This window comes from Micromonospora sp. NPDC007208 (assembly GCF_042869175.1).
In the GTDB taxonomy this organism is placed as follows: Bacteria; Actinomycetota; Actinomycetes; order Mycobacteriales; family Micromonosporaceae; genus Micromonospora; species Micromonospora foliorum.
Genome location: NZ_JBIAFG010000001.1, coordinates 210,053 through 227,212, shown reverse-complemented (window position 1 = coordinate 227,212; position 17,160 = coordinate 210,053). Strand labels below are relative to the sequence as shown.

General features: G+C 71.6%; 18 protein-coding genes. 6 read left to right on the top strand and 12 right to left on the bottom strand.

Going from position 1 to position 17,160, the window contains the following annotated elements:
• Window positions 1–110 precede the first annotated feature (110 nt).
• On the bottom strand, window positions 111–884 hold the full coding sequence (gene map / locus ACFYL6_RS00885; RefSeq protein ID WP_387165802.1) for a type I methionyl aminopeptidase: 774 nt from the start codon (window positions 882–884) through the stop codon (window positions 111–113).
• A gap of 65 nt (window positions 885–949) precedes the next feature.
• On the opposite strand from map, the gene ACFYL6_RS00880 reads away from it, so the two are divergent.
• A complete protein-coding gene (locus ACFYL6_RS00880; RefSeq protein ID WP_387165800.1) occupies window positions 950–1,252 on the top strand; it encodes a helix-turn-helix transcriptional regulator in 303 nt (100 codons plus the stop codon).
• A gap of 96 nt (window positions 1,253–1,348) precedes the next feature.
• Here the strand turns inward: ACFYL6_RS00880 and ACFYL6_RS00875 are convergent, their stop codons facing one another.
• The gene (locus ACFYL6_RS00875; RefSeq protein WP_387165798.1) at window positions 1,349–2,521 is read right to left on the bottom strand and encodes a lactonase family protein; all 1,173 of its coding nucleotides are present in this window, start codon (window positions 2,519–2,521) and stop codon (window positions 1,349–1,351) included.
• 175 nt (window positions 2,522–2,696) lie between these two features.
• A complete protein-coding gene (locus ACFYL6_RS00870; protein WP_387165796.1) occupies window positions 2,697–2,837 on the bottom strand; it encodes a hypothetical protein in 141 nt (46 codons plus the stop codon).
• A 159-nt stretch (window positions 2,838–2,996) separates the two neighbouring features.
• Here ACFYL6_RS00870 and ACFYL6_RS00865 point away from each other — a divergent pair, with 159 nt between their 5' ends.
• Genes ACFYL6_RS00865 through ACFYL6_RS00850 form a run of 4 tightly spaced genes read left to right on the top strand, consistent with a single transcriptional unit; the run spans window position 2,997 to window position 6,247 of the window.
• Window positions 2,997–3,923 carry a hypothetical protein gene (locus ACFYL6_RS00865; RefSeq protein WP_387165794.1) on the top strand — a complete coding sequence of 309 codons (927 nt, stop codon included), beginning with the start codon at window positions 2,997–2,999 and terminating at the stop codon, window positions 3,921–3,923.
• A complete protein-coding gene (locus ACFYL6_RS00860) occupies window positions 3,920–4,369 on the top strand; it encodes an ABA4-like family protein (RefSeq protein ID WP_387165792.1) in 450 nt (149 codons plus the stop codon). The genes ACFYL6_RS00865 and ACFYL6_RS00860 overlap by 4 nt, the downstream gene beginning before the upstream one ends.
• Before the next feature lie 4 nt (window positions 4,370–4,373).
• Complete coding sequence (locus tag ACFYL6_RS00855; protein ID WP_387165790.1) at window positions 4,374–5,624, top strand: sensor histidine kinase; 1,251 nt, start codon at window positions 4,374–4,376, stop codon at window positions 5,622–5,624.
• Window positions 5,621–6,247, top strand: coding sequence for a response regulator (locus tag ACFYL6_RS00850; RefSeq protein ID WP_387165788.1), 627 nt, complete (start codon window positions 5,621–5,623; stop codon window positions 6,245–6,247). Before ACFYL6_RS00855 ends, ACFYL6_RS00850 begins: the two co-directional genes overlap by 4 nt.
• A 3-nt stretch (window positions 6,248–6,250) precedes the next feature.
• Here ACFYL6_RS00850 and ACFYL6_RS00845 read toward each other — a convergent pair whose 3' ends face one another.
• Window positions 6,251–6,967 (bottom strand): YoaK family protein, encoded by a 717-nt coding sequence (locus tag ACFYL6_RS00845; protein WP_387165786.1) that lies wholly within the window; start codon window positions 6,965–6,967, stop codon window positions 6,251–6,253.
• 70 nt (window positions 6,968–7,037) lie between these two features.
• On the opposite strand from ACFYL6_RS00845, the gene ACFYL6_RS00840 reads away from it, so the two are divergent.
• Window positions 7,038–7,718, top strand: a complete 681-nt coding sequence (locus ACFYL6_RS00840) for a GntR family transcriptional regulator (protein ID WP_387165784.1) — start codon at window positions 7,038–7,040, stop codon at window positions 7,716–7,718.
• Here the strand turns inward: ACFYL6_RS00840 and ACFYL6_RS00835 are convergent.
• The 8 genes from ACFYL6_RS00835 to ACFYL6_RS00800 all read right to left on the bottom strand — a co-directional run bounded on the left by ACFYL6_RS00835 (window position 7,715) and on the right by ACFYL6_RS00800 (window position 17,098).
• Entirely contained in the window at window positions 7,715–9,505 is a 1,791-nt protein-coding gene (locus ACFYL6_RS00835) for a gamma-glutamyltransferase family protein (protein WP_387165782.1), read from the bottom strand. The two genes, ACFYL6_RS00840 and ACFYL6_RS00835, sit on opposite strands and share 4 nt — an antisense overlap.
• A complete protein-coding gene (locus ACFYL6_RS00830; RefSeq protein WP_387165780.1) occupies window positions 9,502–10,503 on the bottom strand; it encodes an ABC transporter ATP-binding protein in 1,002 nt (333 codons plus the stop codon). The genes ACFYL6_RS00835 and ACFYL6_RS00830 overlap by 4 nt, the downstream gene beginning before the upstream one ends.
• Entirely contained in the window at window positions 10,500–11,516 is a 1,017-nt protein-coding gene (locus tag ACFYL6_RS00825; protein WP_387165778.1) for an ABC transporter ATP-binding protein, read from the bottom strand. The genes ACFYL6_RS00830 and ACFYL6_RS00825 overlap by 4 nt, the downstream gene beginning before the upstream one ends.
• A complete protein-coding gene (locus ACFYL6_RS00820; protein WP_387165776.1) occupies window positions 11,513–12,400 on the bottom strand; it encodes an ABC transporter permease in 888 nt (295 codons plus the stop codon). Before ACFYL6_RS00820 ends, ACFYL6_RS00825 begins: the two co-directional genes overlap by 4 nt.
• Window positions 12,397–13,353 (bottom strand): ABC transporter permease, encoded by a 957-nt coding sequence (locus ACFYL6_RS00815; protein ID WP_091399352.1) that lies wholly within the window; start codon window positions 13,351–13,353, stop codon window positions 12,397–12,399. Before ACFYL6_RS00815 ends, ACFYL6_RS00820 begins: the two co-directional genes overlap by 4 nt.
• 6 nt (window positions 13,354–13,359) lie before the next feature.
• Window positions 13,360–15,036, bottom strand: coding sequence for an ABC transporter substrate-binding protein (locus ACFYL6_RS00810; RefSeq protein ID WP_387165774.1), 1,677 nt, complete (start codon window positions 15,034–15,036; stop codon window positions 13,360–13,362).
• 117 nt (window positions 15,037–15,153) lie between these two features.
• Complete coding sequence (locus tag ACFYL6_RS00805; RefSeq protein ID WP_387165772.1) at window positions 15,154–16,365, bottom strand: MFS transporter; 1,212 nt, start codon at window positions 16,363–16,365, stop codon at window positions 15,154–15,156.
• 151 nt (window positions 16,366–16,516) lie between these two features.
• The gene (locus tag ACFYL6_RS00800; protein WP_387165770.1) at window positions 16,517–17,098 is read right to left on the bottom strand and encodes a TetR family transcriptional regulator; all 582 of its coding nucleotides are present in this window, start codon (window positions 17,096–17,098) and stop codon (window positions 16,517–16,519) included.
• Window positions 17,099–17,160: the final 62 nt, after the last annotated feature.

Below are 17,160 nucleotides of genomic sequence, written 5' to 3'. Positions count from 1 at the left end.
TCTGAACGCGACCCGGCAGGGCACCACGGAGAGACCTGCCCCTTCGGTGGCCGGTTAATCGTCCACCCTGGGCGACCTGTCGGCGGCCGACCGATGAGCGCCCGTACGGGTCAGGGCGTCGGCAGGGTGAGCACGTCCGCGCCGTCGTCGGTGATGGCGATGGTGTGCTCGCTGTGCGCCGTCCGGCAACCCGTCGCGCTGCGGAGCGTCCAGCCGTCGGCGTCGGTGACGAGCGTGGCGGTGTCCGCCATGACCCACGGCTCCAGCGCCAGCAGCAGCCCCGGGCGCAGCCGGTAGCCGCGACCGGGACGCCCGGTGTTGGAGACGTGCGGGTCCTGGTGCATCGTCGATCCGACGCCGTGGCCGCCGAACTCGGTGTTGACCGAGTACCCCGCCGCGCTGAGGACCGAGCCGATTGCGTGCGAGAGGTCACCGATGGGAACGCCGGGGCCGGCGGCGGCGATGCCCGCCTGCAACGCGCGCTGGGTCGCCTCGATCAGCGCGACGCTCTCCGGGGGCCGTACGTCGCCCACGACGAAGCTGATGGCCGAGTCCGCGACGACTCCACCCAGGGAGACGGCGAGGTCGAGCGAGAGTAGGTCGCCGTCGGCGAGCGGGTAGTCGTGCGGCAGCCCGTGCAGCACGGCGTCGTTGACCGACGTGCAGATGTAGTGGCCGAACGGCCCGCGCCCGAAGGACGGCTCGTAGTCGACGTAGCAGGACTGCGCCCCGGCCTCGACGATCATGGCCTGCGCCCACTGGTCGATGTCCAGGAGGTTGGTGCCGACCACACAGCGGCTCTTCAACGTCTGGAGGATGTCGGCGACCAGCGCGCCGGTGTCCTTCGCTCGCAGCACGTCGGTGGGGCTCAGGATCTCGATCATGCAGCGCCTTCCTCGGACGACCAATAAGTATCCCGGCCATATTATCCCGGTACTAGAATCGGAGCATGGTCAGGTTGCCGCTCACTCCCGCGGAGCTCGAACGCGGACAGCGCCTCGGCGCCCTCCTGCGTCGCGCCCGCGGAGAGCGTTCGATGCTCCTCACCGCGCTGGACGCGGGAGTCTCGCCGGAGACCCTTCGAAAGATCGAGTCCGGCCGGATAGCCACCCCCGCCTTTCCGACCATCGCGGCGATCGCCGACGTCCTCGGCCTCTCCCTCGACGCCGTCTGGTCGGAGATCAACAGGGCGGACGGCAGTGCCGAAGTCCCCCGCCCAGCTCGCACCGCACGCGAACGGTTGGCCTCGTAGTCTCGACCCCGCTGGCGCGGCACGACGCGTCGGCTGGCGACCAACCAGACGACGCTGGCCCCGGTCATGGACGACCGGGACCAGCGGGTGGTGCGTTCAGGAGGCGGCGATGCCTTCCATGCCGATGCCGTCGGTGAACTTCGGCAGACCCTCCACGGTGGTGACGAGCTTCAGGGACCCGTCCTCGCCCACCTCGTAGCCCTGCACGTTGCCGGCGGTGGCGTTCTGCACGTACAGGAAGCCGTCGCTGGTGGTCATGTCGATCGACCCGCCGCCGGTGTCGACGGCGACCTCTTTGACGAGTTGGAGCTTGCCGTCGTCGTCGACCCGGTACGAGCTGATGGTGGAGCTGCCGGCGTTGGCGACGAAGAAGTAGTCGCCGACGCGCTGGATCCAGCACGGCGCCTGCTGCCCGTTGGGTACCGACGGCCCGACCTGGTCGAGCGCGCCGTCGTCCTCCAGCTCGAACCGGCTGACCGCGTTCGCACCCGACTCGGTGACCAGCAGCGAGTCCCTGCTGTCGAAGGTGAAGCCGAACGGCGTGTTCCCCGCGTCGCTGATGACGGGGTTGCGGGACAGCTCGCCGTGGCGGCCGATCTCGTAGCTGAACATGACGTTGGCGCCCTTGGTCGACACCAGGACGAACTCGCTGTCCGGGTCGATCTTGACCTGGGCCGGGGCGGTCCCGAACGCGGGCGGGTTGCCGTTGTGCAGCCCGAGCGACCGGTTGGCGTCCTCGATCCGCGACAGGCGGTCCTTGTGCAGCTCGAAGCCCTGCACCGAGCCCTCGCCACCCGCGTTGAGGACGTAGACGAGGTCGCCACGGGCCGCGACGCTGACCGGCAGCAGACCGCCGGACCAGATGACCTGGAGCTTGTGCAGCTTGGTGCCCTCGACGCGGAAGACCGTCACGGTGTTGCTGCCGGCGTTAACGGCGAACAGCAGCCCCTTGTGGTAAACCAGGGACCCCTGCGAGGCCAGCGCGTCGAGCGGCGCGCCAATGGTGAAGCCGCCCAGCCCGCCGGTCTCGTACTCACCCGCCTTGGTGAGACGGCCGTCCTCGTCGCGGTCGTACACCTTGATGGTGTTGCCCTCGGCCTTGTTGGTCTGGACGAAGACCGCGCCCTCGTCGCCGTGGTGGTAGTCACCCCCCTTGCGGTCGTCGTGGTACCCGGGGCCACCGCCATCGGCGGAGGCGGTCCCGGGGATCGATCCGATGCTGGTCAGACCTGCCAGGAGGGCTGCCGCGAACGCGACACTGCGCTTCATCACTGACTCCTTATGCACCCGAAGGGAGGAATACGAGTTTTCCTCTCCTTCGAAAGCTATCGGAGCAGCTAGGCACATTGGCCGCACTTACCCTAAAGCGGTAATTTCGTGCCGGTCTGTCGAATCGGCAGACGTACGCCCAGAGGTGGCATAGGGCGCGCGCTGAGGCCGACGCTCAGGTCGCGTCGGACCGCCACCAGGGTTCGAGGATGGTCGGGTCGGCGACGTACTGCTCCACCTGCGTGCGCTGCTCCGGGGTCAGGGACAGCGCGCGGAGGCGGGCGCCCCACTCGGGCACCCGGTCGGCCTTGTCCAACGCGATCGCCAGCTCGACCAGCCCGGCATGCCACCACCGGCGACGGGCCTCGCCCGGTTTCGTCTCCTACCCAGGGAGGAGGCGCGCTCCGACCACCGGCCGTAACCGGGGCTCGGGGTCGGACGCGATCGACGGGCACGGCCACGAACATCTACAGACATGACTACCGTTGTGCGCCGGGCGACGCGCTGGAACCGCCCGCTGATGTTCCTGGTATCCGTGATGGCGCTGCTCAGCGTCGTCGCGGTGGTCGGCATCCTCGTCGACCCGCGCGTCCTCACCGGGGCGCCGATCTGGCTCAAGCCGTTCAAGTTCGCGGTGTCGTTCGTGCTCTACGGCGCGACGCTCGCTTGGATGCTCTCCCTGCTGCCGCGACGCAGCCGGGCCGTCGAGAGGGCGGTCGTCGTCATCGTCGCCGTGGCGGTCGTCGAGAACGCGTGGATCATAGGTCAGGTGGTACGCGGGCAGGCCAGCCACTTCAACGACAGCACGCCTCTGAACACCGCGCTGTTCGCGGCGATGGGCGCGGCGATCATGGTGCTGTTCTTCGCGCACCTGGTCATCGGGATCGTGGTCCTGATCCAGCGGATCCCCGATCGGGTCGCCGCGACCGCGGTCGGGTGGGGTCTCGGCCTGTCCCTGCTGGGCATGCTCGCGGCGGTGCCGATGGCGCTGCCGATGCAGGACCCGGGAATCGAGGGCATCGGTGGGGCGCACAGCGTCGGCGTGCCCGACGGTGGGCCGGGGTTGCCGGTGGTCGGCTGGAGCACCACCGGCGGTGACCTGCGGATCGGGCACTTCGTGGGGCTGCACGCCCTCCAGGCGCTGCCGATCCTGGCGATCCTGCTGAGCCGGTTCGCGACGCGGTGGGACGAGCGCATCCGCGCCCATCTGCTGGTCGTCGCGGGCGGCGCGTACGGCGTACTCACCGTGCTGTTGACCTGGCAGGCCCTGCGCGGGCAGCCGCTGCTGCGGCCGGACACCACCACGCTCGCGGCGGTCGCGGCCCTGGCGGTCGCGACGGCGACCGCGACCGGCCTGGTGCTGGTCCGCCAGCGTCGCCCGGAACTGGCGCTGGCCGCGTGACCGCGACGCTGTTCTCGCTGACGTTCGCGGTGGCCGCGCCGTTCTGGGCGCTGATGATCCTGCTGCCTCGCTGGTCGTGGACCGCCCGGATCATCGCCTCGCCGCTGATCGTGCTGCCGGTCGTGGTGATCTACGCGCTGCTGGTGCTCCCGGCCTTCGGCGACGTGCTGCCGGCCGTGACGTCGCCGACCCTGGCCGGGGTGCGCGACCTGCTCGGTACCTCCGACGGGGCGGCGGCGGGTTGGGCGCACATGATCGCGTTCGATCTGTTCGTCGGGCGGTGGGCGTGGTTGGACAGCAGGGAACGGGGGGTGCCGGCGCTGGTCATGGCTCCGGTGCTGGTGCTGACCATCCTGCTCGGACCGCTCGGCCTGGCCGCTTACCTCGCGGTCCGGGCCCGGTGGCGGCGGCCGACGACCGCCACCGGGCCGCAGCACCTAGGCTGACCACGTGAGCTGGCCGGGGCGACTGTTCGACATGCGGGACACGCTCGTGCGGATGGCGCTGCTCGATCTCGCCGGCCTGGGCTACCTGTTCTTCGTTCCGCACACCGCCAGCACCCCCACGACGACACAGTGGATCCTCGCGGTCCTCGCGTTCACCGTGGGGCTGGCGGTGCACCGTTGGCCGGTGGTCAACCTGCTGGCGCAGGCCGCCCTGCTGGCGGTCGCGATCCGCCTGGTCGACGACTTCACCATCAACCAGGTCGGCGCGAGTTGGGCCCTGCTCGAGATCACCATGCGGGCGCGTCGGCCCCGGGCCATCTGGCTGTCCGCCGCGCTGCTGGTCGTGGTCGACCTGACCGACTCGATCGGCGACCCGGCCCGCCAGGTCGCCTCCGGCGTCGTCGGGCTGGCCCTGGAGGTCGGCGTGCCGGTGCTGCTCGGTCTCGTCATCCGCACCAACCGGGAGCTGAGTCGGCAGGCCGTGGAGCGGGCGGTGGCCGAACAACGCCAGCACGAGTCGGAAAGTCGTGCTGCGCGCGCCGACGAACGCAGCGCCATCGCCCGCGAGCTGCACGACGTCGTCGCGCACCACGTGGCGTCGATGGTCCTGCGGGTCGGCGTGGCCCGGCACGTGCTCACCGACCTGGACCCCCGGGTGGGCGAGGTCTTCGAAGACGTGCACGGCACCGGCACCGCGGCCCTCGCGGAGCTGCGCCGGCTGGTCGCGGTGCTGCGCAACCCCGACGGGGTACGCGGTGACGCGGCGCTGACCGCGATCGAACCCTCCGCGCTGCCGGCGGCGATCGGCGCGTCCATCGACCGGGCCCGGCAGGCGGGTGTCACCGTGGAGGCCGATCTCGACCCGGCGATCGGTTCACTCGACGCGGTGCGCGGCATGGCGGTGCTGCGACTGACCCAGGAGGCGCTGACCAACGTGGCCAAACACGCGGGGACGTCCGCGCTCGCGCACCTCGTGGTCGCCGTCCGGGACGGCTCCGTGCACTGGGAGGTCACCGACAACGGACGTGGTGGGGTGCCGGCGGGCGTGCCGGCCGGTGGCGGGCACGGCATCACCGGGATGCGCGAGCGCGTCGAGGTCCTCGGCGGCCGGCTGGAGGCGGGCCCGACCGGCACCGGCTGGCGGGTACGTACCGTCCTTCCGGCCGGGGCCTCCGCGTCCGCCGACGCGCCGGTCGGAGCGGTGCCCCGCGAGCGGGAAGCCACCGCCGAGTCACCCGCACCGGAGCCGGCGTGATCCGGGTGCTGCTGGTCGACGACCAGCACCTCATCCGAGCCGGGCTGCGCATGCTCTGCGAGGCCCAACCCGACATCGAGGTCGTCGGGGAGGCCGACAACGGCCGGGAGGCGATTCCGCTGGCCGGGCGGCTCCTCCCCGACGTCGTCGTGATGGACCTGCGGATGCCCGGCGTCGACGGGATCACCGCGACCAGCCGGATCCTCGCCGAACGCCCCACCACCCGCGTCCTGGTGCTGACCACGTTCGGCGACGACGACCACCTCTACCCCGCACTGACCGCCGGCGCGTGCGGGTTCCTGCTCAAGGACGCGCCGCCGACCGAGCTGCTGGACGGCATCCGCCGGGCCGCCGTCGGTGACAGCCCGTTCAGCCCGGAGGTGCTGCGCCGCGTCGTGCAGCGCGCGGTGCACGCCCGCCCCGGGTCACCACCGGCCCTGCCGGGCCTGACCGCCCGGGAACGGGACGTGCTCAACCTGGTCGCCGAGGGTCTGTCCAACACCGAGATCGCCGACCAGCTCCACATCGGCGTCACCACGGTCAAGACCCACATCACCAGCCTGATGACCAAGACCGACAGCCCCAACCGGGTACGTCTGGCCCTGTTCGCTCGCGGCGTCTGACGCTCAGGCCCGCATCCGCGCGGAAACGGCGATGACGAGCGCCAGCGGCACGATCAGCAGGGCCGGGGCGACGACCGGCAGGTGCAGGGCGACCAGGGCGCCGACCGCCGCGCCGACCATGAGGGCCAGCAGCACCTGGGCCTTGGGGCGCAGGCTGGCCCACGGGCTGCGCGCGGCCACCCCGGCGATCAGGCTGGTGAGCGTGCCGGTCAGGTACGTGGAGGACAGGCCGGACACACCGAAGCGTTGAATCGCACTGCTCTGCACGCCCAGCGCGACCGCGGACAGCATCAGCAGCGCCAGGTGGACGCGCGCGTCCGGGGTGTGCAGCGTGACCTCCCAGACGACGGCGAACACCACGAACACCGACAGCTCCAGGACCAGCGCCCAGGTGACCCGCCGGGGCCAGACCGGATCGTCGGGCTGCGCCGAGCCGACGACGCGGGCGCCCGCGAGGACACCGACGATGAAGCTGACGATGGCGCAGCCCGACGTCAGAGCCAGGTCGGCCTCGCCCCGGCCGGCCGAGAGCCCGAGCAGGACCATGTTGCCGGTCATCACGCTGGCGAAGGCGCCGCCGAGGGCGAGGAAGCCGAGGGCGTCGGCGCTCCCGGTGAGGAAGGTGAGGACGACGACGAGCGCCTGCCGCCGCCGCAGCAGGCGCTCGCTCCGGTGTGGGGCGACGCGGGGGCGGGTGACGCGGGGCGCTGTGCTCGACACTGTCGGCCACCTTCCAATAATTGTTCTTCGTATACACTTTGTCCGGACACGTTCACGGAGAGGCGACCAGGTGGCTGAAGACCTACGGGACAAGCTCGGCGCGCAACACCTGCCGCTACGCGATCAGGTCCTCGCCGCGCTGCGGACCGCCATCATCGACGGCGACTACCTTCCCGGGGAACGGCTGACCGAGGACCGGCTCGCCGAGGACTTCGGCGTCTCCCGCAACCCCGTCCGGGAGGCGCTGCGCGTCGCCGAGGCGGAGGGGTTCGTCGTGATCCTCCCCCGCCGGGGAGCTGTCGTCGCCTCACCGAGCAGCGGGACCATCACCGACATGTTCGTCGTACGCGAGCGCCTGGAGGCGCTGGCCGCCCGGCTGGCCGCCGAACGGGCCACCGCGGCCGACGTGGCGTCCCTGCGCGCGTTGCTCGACCAGGGCCGCGAGGCGACGCAGCGCCAGGACCTGGCCCGGGTCGCCGAGCTGAACAGCACGCTGCACCTGCGCATCCTCCAGATCAGCGGAAACCCCTGGCTGTCGTCGATCGCCAAGTCGCTCTACCTCCATGTCCAGTGGGTCTTCCGGCTCGGTGCGGCCGAACGCGCCCCCCACTCGTGGGCCGAGCACATCCAACTCGTCGACGCCATCGAGTCAGGCGACGGTGACCGCGCCGAGCGGGCCGCACTCGACCACCTCGACGCGGCCTCCACCGCGGCGTACGAGAACGCCGAAGGCGGCTACGGCGCCCGCTAACGGCCGCACGCGTAGCCCTGCATGCCCCGGGGGTTCGCACCGGCGGCCAGCACGCCCGTCGCCGGGTCACGGGTCACCGCGCAGAGCCGACCCAGGCTCCACCCGTCGGCGACCCGCACCTCGTGCCCGTACGCCCGCAGCGCCGCCAACACGCCCTCGTCGAACCGGTCCTCCACCACCAGGACGCCCGGCTCGATGTCCCGTGGATAGAACGACCCCGGCAGGCTGAGCGTGTGCCACGCCGGCGCGTCGATGGCCTCCTGGAGGCTCTGCCCACCGACGAGATGGCGCAGCAGAAACGGCAACTGCCACTGGTCCTGCTGGTCGCCACCGGGGGTGCCGCACGCCAGCACCGGCTCGCCATCGCGGTGCACCATCGTCGGGCTCAACGTCGTACGTGGGCGGCGGCCCGGCGCCAGCGATGAGGCGAGCCCCTCCTCCAGCCAGAACATCTGCAACCGGCTGCCCAGCGGAAAGCCCAGCTCCGGAATCGTCGGGGAACTCTGCAACCAGCCGCCGCTGGGCGTAGCGGAGATCATGTTGCCCCAGCGGTCGACCACGTCCACGTGACAGGTGTCGCCACGGGTCACCCCGTCCGACTGCACGGTCGGCTCCCCCGTCGTGGCATCCGTCGGCCCGGTACGCCGCGCGGCACCGGTTCGGACGTGGGCGGGCAGGCGCGGCTGCGCCCCGTCCGGACGCCCCGGCCGCACCTCCGCCGACGCGCGGTCGCCGATCAGGGCGGCCCGCTCCCGCGCGTACTGCGGGGAGAGCAGCGCCTTGGCGGGCACGTCGACGCCGTCGCCGTACCAGGCCTCCCGGTCGGCGAAGGCGAGCTTGAGCGCCTCGACCTGGGCGTGCACGCCCGCCGCGGTCCCCGGGTCGTACGCGCCCGGGTCGTCGAGCGCGTCCAGGGTGGCCAGGGACTCCAGCAACACCGGGCCCTGACCCCAGAAGCCGGTCTTCGCCACCGAGTAGCCGTGCCAGTCGAGGGTGGCGGGCGCCTCCCAGCTCGCCGAGTACGCGGCCAGGTCGTCGCCGGTGACCAGCCCGGCGTGCGGGCGGCCACTGGAGTCCTGGAACGGTCGCCGGCTGAACGCGTCGATCGCCTCGGCGACGAAGCCCGTGCTCCAGGCCCGACGCGCGGCCTCGATCTGGGCCTCCCGGTCGGCGCCGGCCGCCCGTCCCGCCTCGACGAGGCGGCGCAGGGTGTCCGCGTACGCCGGGTTGGTGACCAACTCGCCCGCGGCCGGTGGTCGGCCGCCGCGCAGCCAGAGCGCGGCGGACGTGGGCCAGTGTTCCTCGAACAACGACCGGACGGCGGCCACTGTGTCACCGACCCGGCCCACCAGCGGGTGCCCGGCGCCTGCGTAGCCGATCGCCGGCTCCAGCACCTCGGCGAGGGTGAGCGTGCCGTGCTCGCGCAGCAGCAGGAGCCAGGCGTCCACCGCGCCCGGTACGGCCGCCGCGAGCGGCCCGGCACCCGGGATGAGGTCCATTCCGAGGGACCGGAAGTGCGCGATGGTGGCACCGGCCGGCGCCGGCCCCTGCCCGCACAGCACCGTCGGTCGGGGGTCCCGCGCGGTGGCCACGATGGCCGGCACCTCGCCGCCCGGCCCGTTCAGGTGCGGCTCGACGACGTGCAGGACGAACCCGGCGGTGACCGCGGCGTCGAAGGCGTTGCCCCCGCGCTCCAGGATGCCCATGGCGGCCTGGCTGGCGAGCCAATGGGTGGAGGACACCATGCCGAAGGTGCCCTGCAACGTGGGTCGGGTGGTGAACGTCATGACAACACCTCACTGGGATCTGCGGCACGAACGTCGGGACCGGTGCCGTCCGGGCGGACCAGGTGGCACGCGGCCATGCCGTCGCCGATCGCGGTCTGCGCCGGCACCTCCGTGGCGCACCTGTCGAAGGCGAGCGGGCACCGGGTCCGGAACCGGCAGCCGGACGGCGGGTCGAGCGCGGACGGCAGGTCGTCGCCGAGCAGCACCGGCTGACGGTGGCGCTGACGCACCGGGTCGGCCACCGGCGCGGCGGACAGCAGCGCCTGCGTGTACGGGTGGGCGGGCCGGGCGAAGATCCGCTCGCGGCTGCCCGTCTCGACGAGTTGGCCTAAGTACATGACCGCGATGTCGTCGGCCAGGTACTCGACCGCGGAGAGGTCGTGGGTGATGAAGAGGCAGGCGAACCCGATGTCGCGTTGCAGGTCGGCGAGGAGGTTGAGCACCGACGCCTGCACGGACACATCCAGCGCGCTTGTGGGTTCGTCCGCGATGAGCAGCATGGGCTCGGAGATCAGGGCCCGCGCGATGCTGACCCGTTGCCGTTGCCCGCCGGACAACTCGTGGGGATAGCGACGGGCCACCTCGGCGCGCAGGCCCACCCGTTCGAGTTGGGGGGCGACGCGGGCGTCCCGGTCCCGCCGGGAGATCCGCTTGCCGGCGAGCCGCAGCGGCTCGGCCACGATCTCGCCCACCAGCATCCGTGGGTCCAGTGACGCGGCCGGGTCCTGGAAGACGATCGACACCGCGCCGCGATGCGGACGCAGCCGCCGTCGGGACAGGTGGGTGACGTCCGTGCCCGCGATCCGGACCGTCCCGGCGGTCGGTTCGACGAGCCGCACCACGCACCGGCCCACCGTCGACTTCCCGGAACCGCTCTCCCCCACCAGGGCCGTGACCCGGCCTCGCGGGATGGTCAGGGACACCCCGTCCACGGCCCGCACCGGGCCGAAGTGCATCACCAGGTCCGTGATCTCCAGGGCGTTCGGCTGCGGCGTCATCGGTTCGCCTCCTGAACTGCCGTCGGTGCCGTTGTGCAGGGGTGCCAACAGGCCGCCACGTGGTCGGGGCCGCCGATGCCCTCCAAGGGTGGGGCGGCCGCCCGGCACTGCTCGTCGGCGGCCGGGCACCGGTCCGCGAAGGTGCAGGCGTCGGGTTGGCTGGCCAGGACGGGCACCAGCCCGGGGATCTCGGTCAACCGGTCCGTGCCGGCGTGCCGGCCCGGCTGCGGTGACGCCGACAGGAGCCCGGCGGTGTATCGGTGCCGGGGGTGGGCGAACAGCTCGTCCACCGGCGCCCGTTCCACCACCCGCCCCGCGTACATCACGACGACGCGGTCCGCGATGTCGGCGATCACGCCGAGGTCGTGGGTGATGATGAGGACGCTCGTGCCGAGCCGGTCGCGCAGGTCCCGCAGCACCTGGAGGATGCCGGCCTGGACGGTGACGTCCAGCGCGGTGGTCGGCTCGTCGGCCACCAGCACCTTCGGGCCGCAGGCCACCGCCATCGCGATCATCACGCGCTGGCGCATGCCGCCGGAGAGCTGGTGCGGGTAGCCGTCGACCCGCTGGGCGGCGGACGGGATCCCGACGAGCGTCAACAGCTCGACGGCGCGCGCCCGCGCCGCCCGTCGGGACATCCGTTCGTGGACCTGGAGCACCTCCCCGATCTGCCGTCCGACGGTGAGCACCGGGTTCAACGACGTCATCGGTTCCTGGAAGACGTAGGCGATCTCCCGGCCACGGACCCGACGCAGGGCCGACTCGCGGGCGCCGACCAGTTGCCTGCCGTCCAGGCGCACCGAACCGGTGACCCGGGCGCTGCCCGGCAGCAGTCCGGCGATGCTCATCGCGGTGACGCTCTTTCCGCACCCCGACTCGCCCACCATCCCGACGATCTCCCCGGCCGCGAGGTCCAGGCTGACCCCGTCGACAGCCGAGACGGTGCCGGTCTCGGTGGGGAACGACACCGACAGGTCGCGGATCTCCAGCACGGGCGCGGAGGCGGTGGTCATCGCCGGTCTCCCTTCGGGTCGAGGGCGTCGCGCAGGGCGTCACCGAAGACGTTGAACGCCAGCGCCAGACCCATGATCACGACGCCGGGGAGGACGGCCGCCCACGGTGCACGGGCGGCGAACTGCTGGGCGGTGGCCAGCATGGTGCCGAGACTGGGCGCCGGGGGCTGGATGCCGAGGCCGAGGAAGGACAGCACCGCCTCGCCGAGGATCGCGGCCGGGATGGCGACAGTGGCCTGCACCAGGATCACCGAGGTCGCGTTCGGCAGGATGTGCCGGGCCAGCACCCAGAGGTCGCTCGCGCCGTCCACGACGGCCGCCGCGACGAAGTCCAGCGACTTGAGGCGCAGCGTGTCCGAGCGGACGACCCGGATCACCCCGGGGATCTGGGCGATGCCGATGGCCACCGCTGCGTTGCCGAGGCTGGCGCCCCGGATGGCCGCCAATCCCACCGCCATGATCAGGAACGGAAACGCCAGCAGCAGGTCGGTGAAGCGCGAGATCACCGCGTCCCAGGCCCGGAAGTAGCCGGCCGCGAGCCCGAGCGGCACCCCGATGACCAGCGATGTGGCCACCGCCAGGAGCCCCACCTGCAACGACGCCCGCGCGCCGAGCATGATGCGGGAGAGGACGTCGCGGCCGAGGTCGTCGGTGCCCAGCACGTGCCCGGCGGTGCCGGGAGGCGCGAACGTACGGGCGAAGTCGGTCTGGTCGACCGAGTACGGCGCGAGCCAGGGCGAGAGCAGCGCGATGACGCCCGCCAACGCGAGCACCACGAAGCTCACCACGGCGAGCGGGTTGCGCCGCAGCCGCCGCAGCACCCGGGTACGCCGGGTGATGCTGGCGGTGCCGGTCTCCGCCATCGGTACGGTGAGGACGGTCATGCCGGATCTCCCGTCACCCGGATGCGTGGGTCGATGACCGAGTAGAGCAGGTCCACGAAGAAGTTGATCACGATGTAGGCCGCGGCGGTGAGCAGGACGACGGCCTGGATCACCGGGTAGTCCCGTTGGAACACCGCGTCGATGGTCATCTTGCCGAAGCCCGGCAGCCCGAAGATCTGTTCGGTGACGACCGCGCCCGAGATCAGCCCGCCGAGTTGGAGACCCACGACGGTCACCACAACGATGAGGCTGTTCCGCAGGGCGTGCCGGGTGATGACGGCGCGCGGTCGCAGGCCCTTCGCCTTCGCCGTGCGCACGTAGTCGGAGGAGAGCGAGTCCAGCATCGCCGACCGGGTCTGCCGCATGATGATGGCGGCGAGGCCGGTGCCGAGGATCACGGCCGGCAGGACGATGTGGTGCAGGTTGTCCACGGGGTCCTCCAGGATCGGCACGAAGCCGGAGGCGGGGAACAGCCCGGTCGCCACGGACAGGTAGAGGATCGCCAGCAGCCCCAGCCAGAAGTGCGGCACCGACAGGCCGATCAGGGCCAGGCCGTTGGCGAGCCACTCCGCCGGACGTCCACGACGGACCGCCGCGAGCACCCCGGCGCCGACCCCGAGCGCCGCCGCGATGAGGATCGCCAGCACGGACAGCTCGACGGTCACCGGGAGGGCGGTCGTGAGCATCGACGAGACCGGCGTACCGGTGCGGATCGACACCCCGAAGTCGCCCTGCGCCATGCGCTCCACGTACTGGGCGAACTGCACCGGCAGCGGCTGGTCCAGCCCGTAGTGGCGACGGATGGCCTCCAGCGCCTCCGGGGAGCGGTCCTCCCCGGCCAGCGCGAGGGCCGGGTCGCCGGGGAGCGCCCGCACGCCGACGAAGACCACGATCGTCGACAACAGCAGGGTCAGCGCCGACTGCCAGGCGCGGGTGAGCAGGTATCGGGCCACGACTGCCTACTTCGTGAAGCCGGCGAAGGCAGCCCGGATCACGCCGTCCGGGTAGACCTGCAGTCCCTGGATCTGCTTGCTGGCGGCAGTCAGGTTGCGCTGCCGGTAGAGGTAGATCAGGGCGTCGTCCTGCTGCAGCAGGGTGACCGCCTGCCCGTACAGCTTCCTGCGCTCCTCGACGTCGCCGGACTGCCGGGCCTGGGTCAGCAGGCTGTCGAGCTGCGGGTTGCTGTAGCCGGCGACGTTCTGGCTGGCGCCGGTGCCGACGAAGTTGGTGATGTTGGCGTCCGGGTCGATCCGTCCGCTCCACCCCAGTTGCAGCAGCTCGAAGTTGCCGCGGTCCTGCTCGTCGAGGAGCGACGAGTACTCCACCGGGTTGATCTTCAGGTCGAATCCGCCGTCCTTCACCATGGACTGCAACGCCTGCGCGAGGCGCAGCGTGTCGGGGGTGTTCGAGGCGAGCATCGTCACGGTGTACGGCGTCTGCACGCCGGCCTCGGCCAACAGCTGCTTGGCCTTGGCGGGGTCGTGCGCCGGGCAGGTCTGCGCCTCGGGGGACGAGAACGTGCTCGCGGGCGAGATCGGGGAGCAGGCGGCGGCGTGCAGACCGTTGAAGACCGCGTCGACCAGGGCCTTGCGGTCGATGGCGTGCTCGAAGGCCTGCCGCACCTTGGCGTTCTGGGCGAGGGGGCGGTTGATCGGCTTGGCGGCGGTGCCGACGCCGTCGACGTTGCCGACGTTGATGGTCAGGCCCTGGTAGCCGAGGGACTGCGACTGGAGGACGGAGACCGCCGTGTCCTGCCGGAGCGAGGCGACGTCCTGGGTGGAGACCGAATCGGCGACCTGCGCGTCGCCGGAGCGCAGGTTGGCCGCGCGGATGCTGGCGTCGGTGAGGATCCGCCACGAGATGGCGTCCAGGTGCACCTTGCCGGCGTCGTAGTAGTTCGGGTCGCGCACCACCTCGATCGAGTTCTGTGGCACCCGCTTGGCGAACTTGAAGGGACCGACGCAGACCGGCGCCGAGGCGAAGTCGTCACCCCGGGTCCGCAGCGCCTGCGCACTCATGATCATGCCGGCCCGGTCGGCGAGGGCGCCGAGCAGCGGCGCGAAGGGCTGCTTCAGCCGTAGGACGACGGTCTGCGCGTCCGGGGTGTCGACACCGTCGATGGGGCCGAGTTCGCTCTTGCGCGCCGACCGGGCGTTGGTGAGGTGGCGTTGCAGGGTGGCCTTCACCGCGGCCGAGTCGAACGCCGTGCCGTCCGCGAAGCGCACGCCGGGCCGCAGCGGAATGGTCACCGTCCGGCCGTCACCGCTCGTGGTGGGCAGGGCCGTCGCGAGCTGCGGTACGACCTGCGCCTGCTCGTTGACGTCGTAGAGCTTCTGGCACATCGCCTGGAAGACGTAACGGGAGTAGAGGCTTCTCGACAGCGTCGGGTCCAGCGCGTCGGGCTCGGCGGAGAGGGCGATGACCAGCTTGCCGCCCTGCTTCACGGCCGCCGGGTCCGCGGGCGTACCGAAGGAATCCTGGCCTGCCGACTGGTCGCCGCCGGACTGATTGCCGCCTTCGTTGTTCGACACCGGCGAGCAGGCGACGACCGTGCAGACGACGGCGGCCGCCGCCACGGCGGCCCGGAGCACCCGCCGGCGGGGCAGGTTCGTGTCGCGGACGGAGAGGTTCGTCATGGAGAGCTCCTCAAGTGGGCGATTCGGGGAGCGTATGTTGTATACGATGACCGCCGCAAGACCTCTGTGAATGGCTCGCCAGGCACCCCGGTTGCCCTGAACAGGCCGGGCCGGCGATCAGCTCGCGGGCCGAGTCCGGCCGCCCCGCACCAGGCTGAGCAGGACGACCAGCGCGAGCACCGCCACCACCGCGCTGAAGACCTCGCCGGCGGGGCGCAGCCCGATGGTCTGGATCAGCAGACCGACCCCGACCGCGGGCACACCGAGCATGGCGAACAGGATGGCGAAGAAGGTCGACACCGCCTCGGCCCGGTGCTGCGGTTCGGTCTTCATCGTGATCGTCGCGATCCCGTCGCCGACCGCCACCCCGGACGCGACCCCGATGATCGCCGCGCTGATCATCAGCGTCGCCAGCAACGCCATCCACATGCTGAACGCGAGCAGCCCCGCCCCCACGACCAGGCCGGCGCAGGCGCTGGCCAACGCGGCGCGCGAGGACAGCACGCGGGTCAACAGCTGACCGAACGCCGCGCCGGCGAACGCCACGAAGACGACCAGCGCGGCCAGGGTGTGGGAGGTCTCGTGCAGAACCATGCCGAGGAACAGCCCGCTCACCGACGTGAGCACCCCGAGAGCGGCGAAGCCCGCGCCAGCGGTGAGCGCCGAGCGGACGAAGGCGCCGCGAATGGCCGCCGGCACGTGCAAGCGCTGCACCCGCAGCGTCACCGGTGAACGCTCCCGGACCGTCTCCGGCACCCCGCGCAGCGCGATGATCGCGATCACCGCCAGGATCAGCACGATGGCCCAGGGCAGCCGGAGCGGGTCAGGGGCCACGTCCGACACGATCCCGGACAGCAGGGTGCCGGCGGCCAGGCCGCCCAGGTTCGCGAAGATCGACACGGTGGCGGCGCGCTTCGGGTGTCGAGGGCTGATCAACTCCGCCAGCGCCGCGGTCGCCGCACCGATGATCAGTGCGGCGGACAACCCGGCGAGGATCCGACCCACGATGATCATCGCCAGGTCCACGGCGGCCAGGAACACGGCGTCGGCGGCGACCGAGAGCAGCAGCGCGATGAGGATGACCGGGCGGCGGCCGATCTGGTCGGAGAGCCGGCCGAAGACCAGCAGCCCGACGACGACTCCCAGCGCGTAGAGCGCGTAGACCACTGTCACGGTCAACGACGAGAACCCGAACTCCAGCTCGTAGAGCGGGTAGAGCGGGGTCGGCACGGTGGTGCCCACGAGCGTGATCCAGAAGGCGAAGGCGACCCGCACCGCGCCGGACGTGGACCGAGGCGTCGCGCCCCCGGCGCGGCTGGCGTCGGTCATGATCAGTCCCCTCGGGGTCGGACCCCTGCCTGCGCGGTGGCGACTCCCGCACCTCCCCGTCGCGGCCTACTGTCCCCGCGTACAGCATGGGTCTCGACCTTGGCGGAAATGCGGTAACAGCTTGAAACGACCACATCAGGTGGCTGCGCGCTCAGCCCAGGGCTCGACCGGACAGGGCTGCACGCAGCGCCGGCCCGAATACCCGCCGGACGTCGACCGGGGAGAGCGCACCGATCGAACGGATCGGGTTCAGGTAGCGCGTGAAGATCAACCCACCGAGCACGCCGACCGCTGCGGTGGCGCGTCGCGTGGCGTCCGGCCCGCCGAGAAATTCAGCGATGCGGAGGCGTAGCTCACCGTCCAGGTAGTCCCGCAGGGCGCGCATCGTGTCGTCATGCTGCACCGCCATCCGGCTCTGCACCGGGCCGGTAGCGTCCCACAGGCCGGTGACGGAGTCGAGCAGGCGGTCGGCCAACTGGTCCCGGTCACCCCGCAGAGCCTGGTCGAGCGCGGTGGGATCAACGCACAGCAGGTTCAGTGACTGACTGAAGAGGCCCTGCTTGGAGCCGAAGTGGTAACTGATCAACGCCGAGTCGACGCCAGCGGCGGCGGCGATGGCCCGGACCGTCGTACCCGGATAACCGTGCTCCAGGAACAGCTCGCGGGCGGCCGCGGTGATGCGGGCCTTGGTGTCGGGGTTGCCGCGGGGCCGACCCCGCGTTTTATTCAACACGGTTGAATAATGCTCTCCCCCGCTGGCACGGTCAACGCCGTCGACCCCCAGCGAGGAGCGAA

Coding starts and splice junctions, on each gene's coding strand:
- ACFYL6_RS00875 (WP_387165798.1), bottom strand. CDS start 2,521: ATGAAGCGCAGTGTCGCGTTCGCGGCAGCCCTCCTGGCAGGTCTGACC.
- ACFYL6_RS00880 (WP_387165800.1), top strand. CDS start 950: ATGGTCAGGTTGCCGCTCACTCCCGCGGAGCTCGAACGCGGACAGCGC.
- ACFYL6_RS00865 (WP_387165794.1), top strand. CDS start 2,997: ATGACTACCGTTGTGCGCCGGGCGACGCGCTGGAACCGCCCGCTGATG.
- ACFYL6_RS00820 (WP_387165776.1), bottom strand. CDS start 12,400: ATGACCGTCCTCACCGTACCGATGGCGGAGACCGGCACCGCCAGCATC.
- ACFYL6_RS00805 (WP_387165772.1), bottom strand. CDS start 16,365: ATGACCGACGCCAGCCGCGCCGGGGGCGCGACGCCTCGGTCCACGTCC.
- ACFYL6_RS00830 (WP_387165780.1), bottom strand. CDS start 10,503: ATGACGCCGCAGCCGAACGCCCTGGAGATCACGGACCTGGTGATGCAC.
- ACFYL6_RS00835 (WP_387165782.1), bottom strand. CDS start 9,505: ATGACGTTCACCACCCGACCCACGTTGCAGGGCACCTTCGGCATGGTG.
- map (WP_387165802.1), bottom strand. CDS start 884: ATGATCGAGATCCTGAGCCCCACCGACGTGCTGCGAGCGAAGGACACC.
- ACFYL6_RS00810 (WP_387165774.1), bottom strand. CDS start 15,036: ATGACGAACCTCTCCGTCCGCGACACGAACCTGCCCCGCCGGCGGGTG.
- ACFYL6_RS00825 (WP_387165778.1), bottom strand. CDS start 11,516: ATGACCACCGCCTCCGCGCCCGTGCTGGAGATCCGCGACCTGTCGGTG.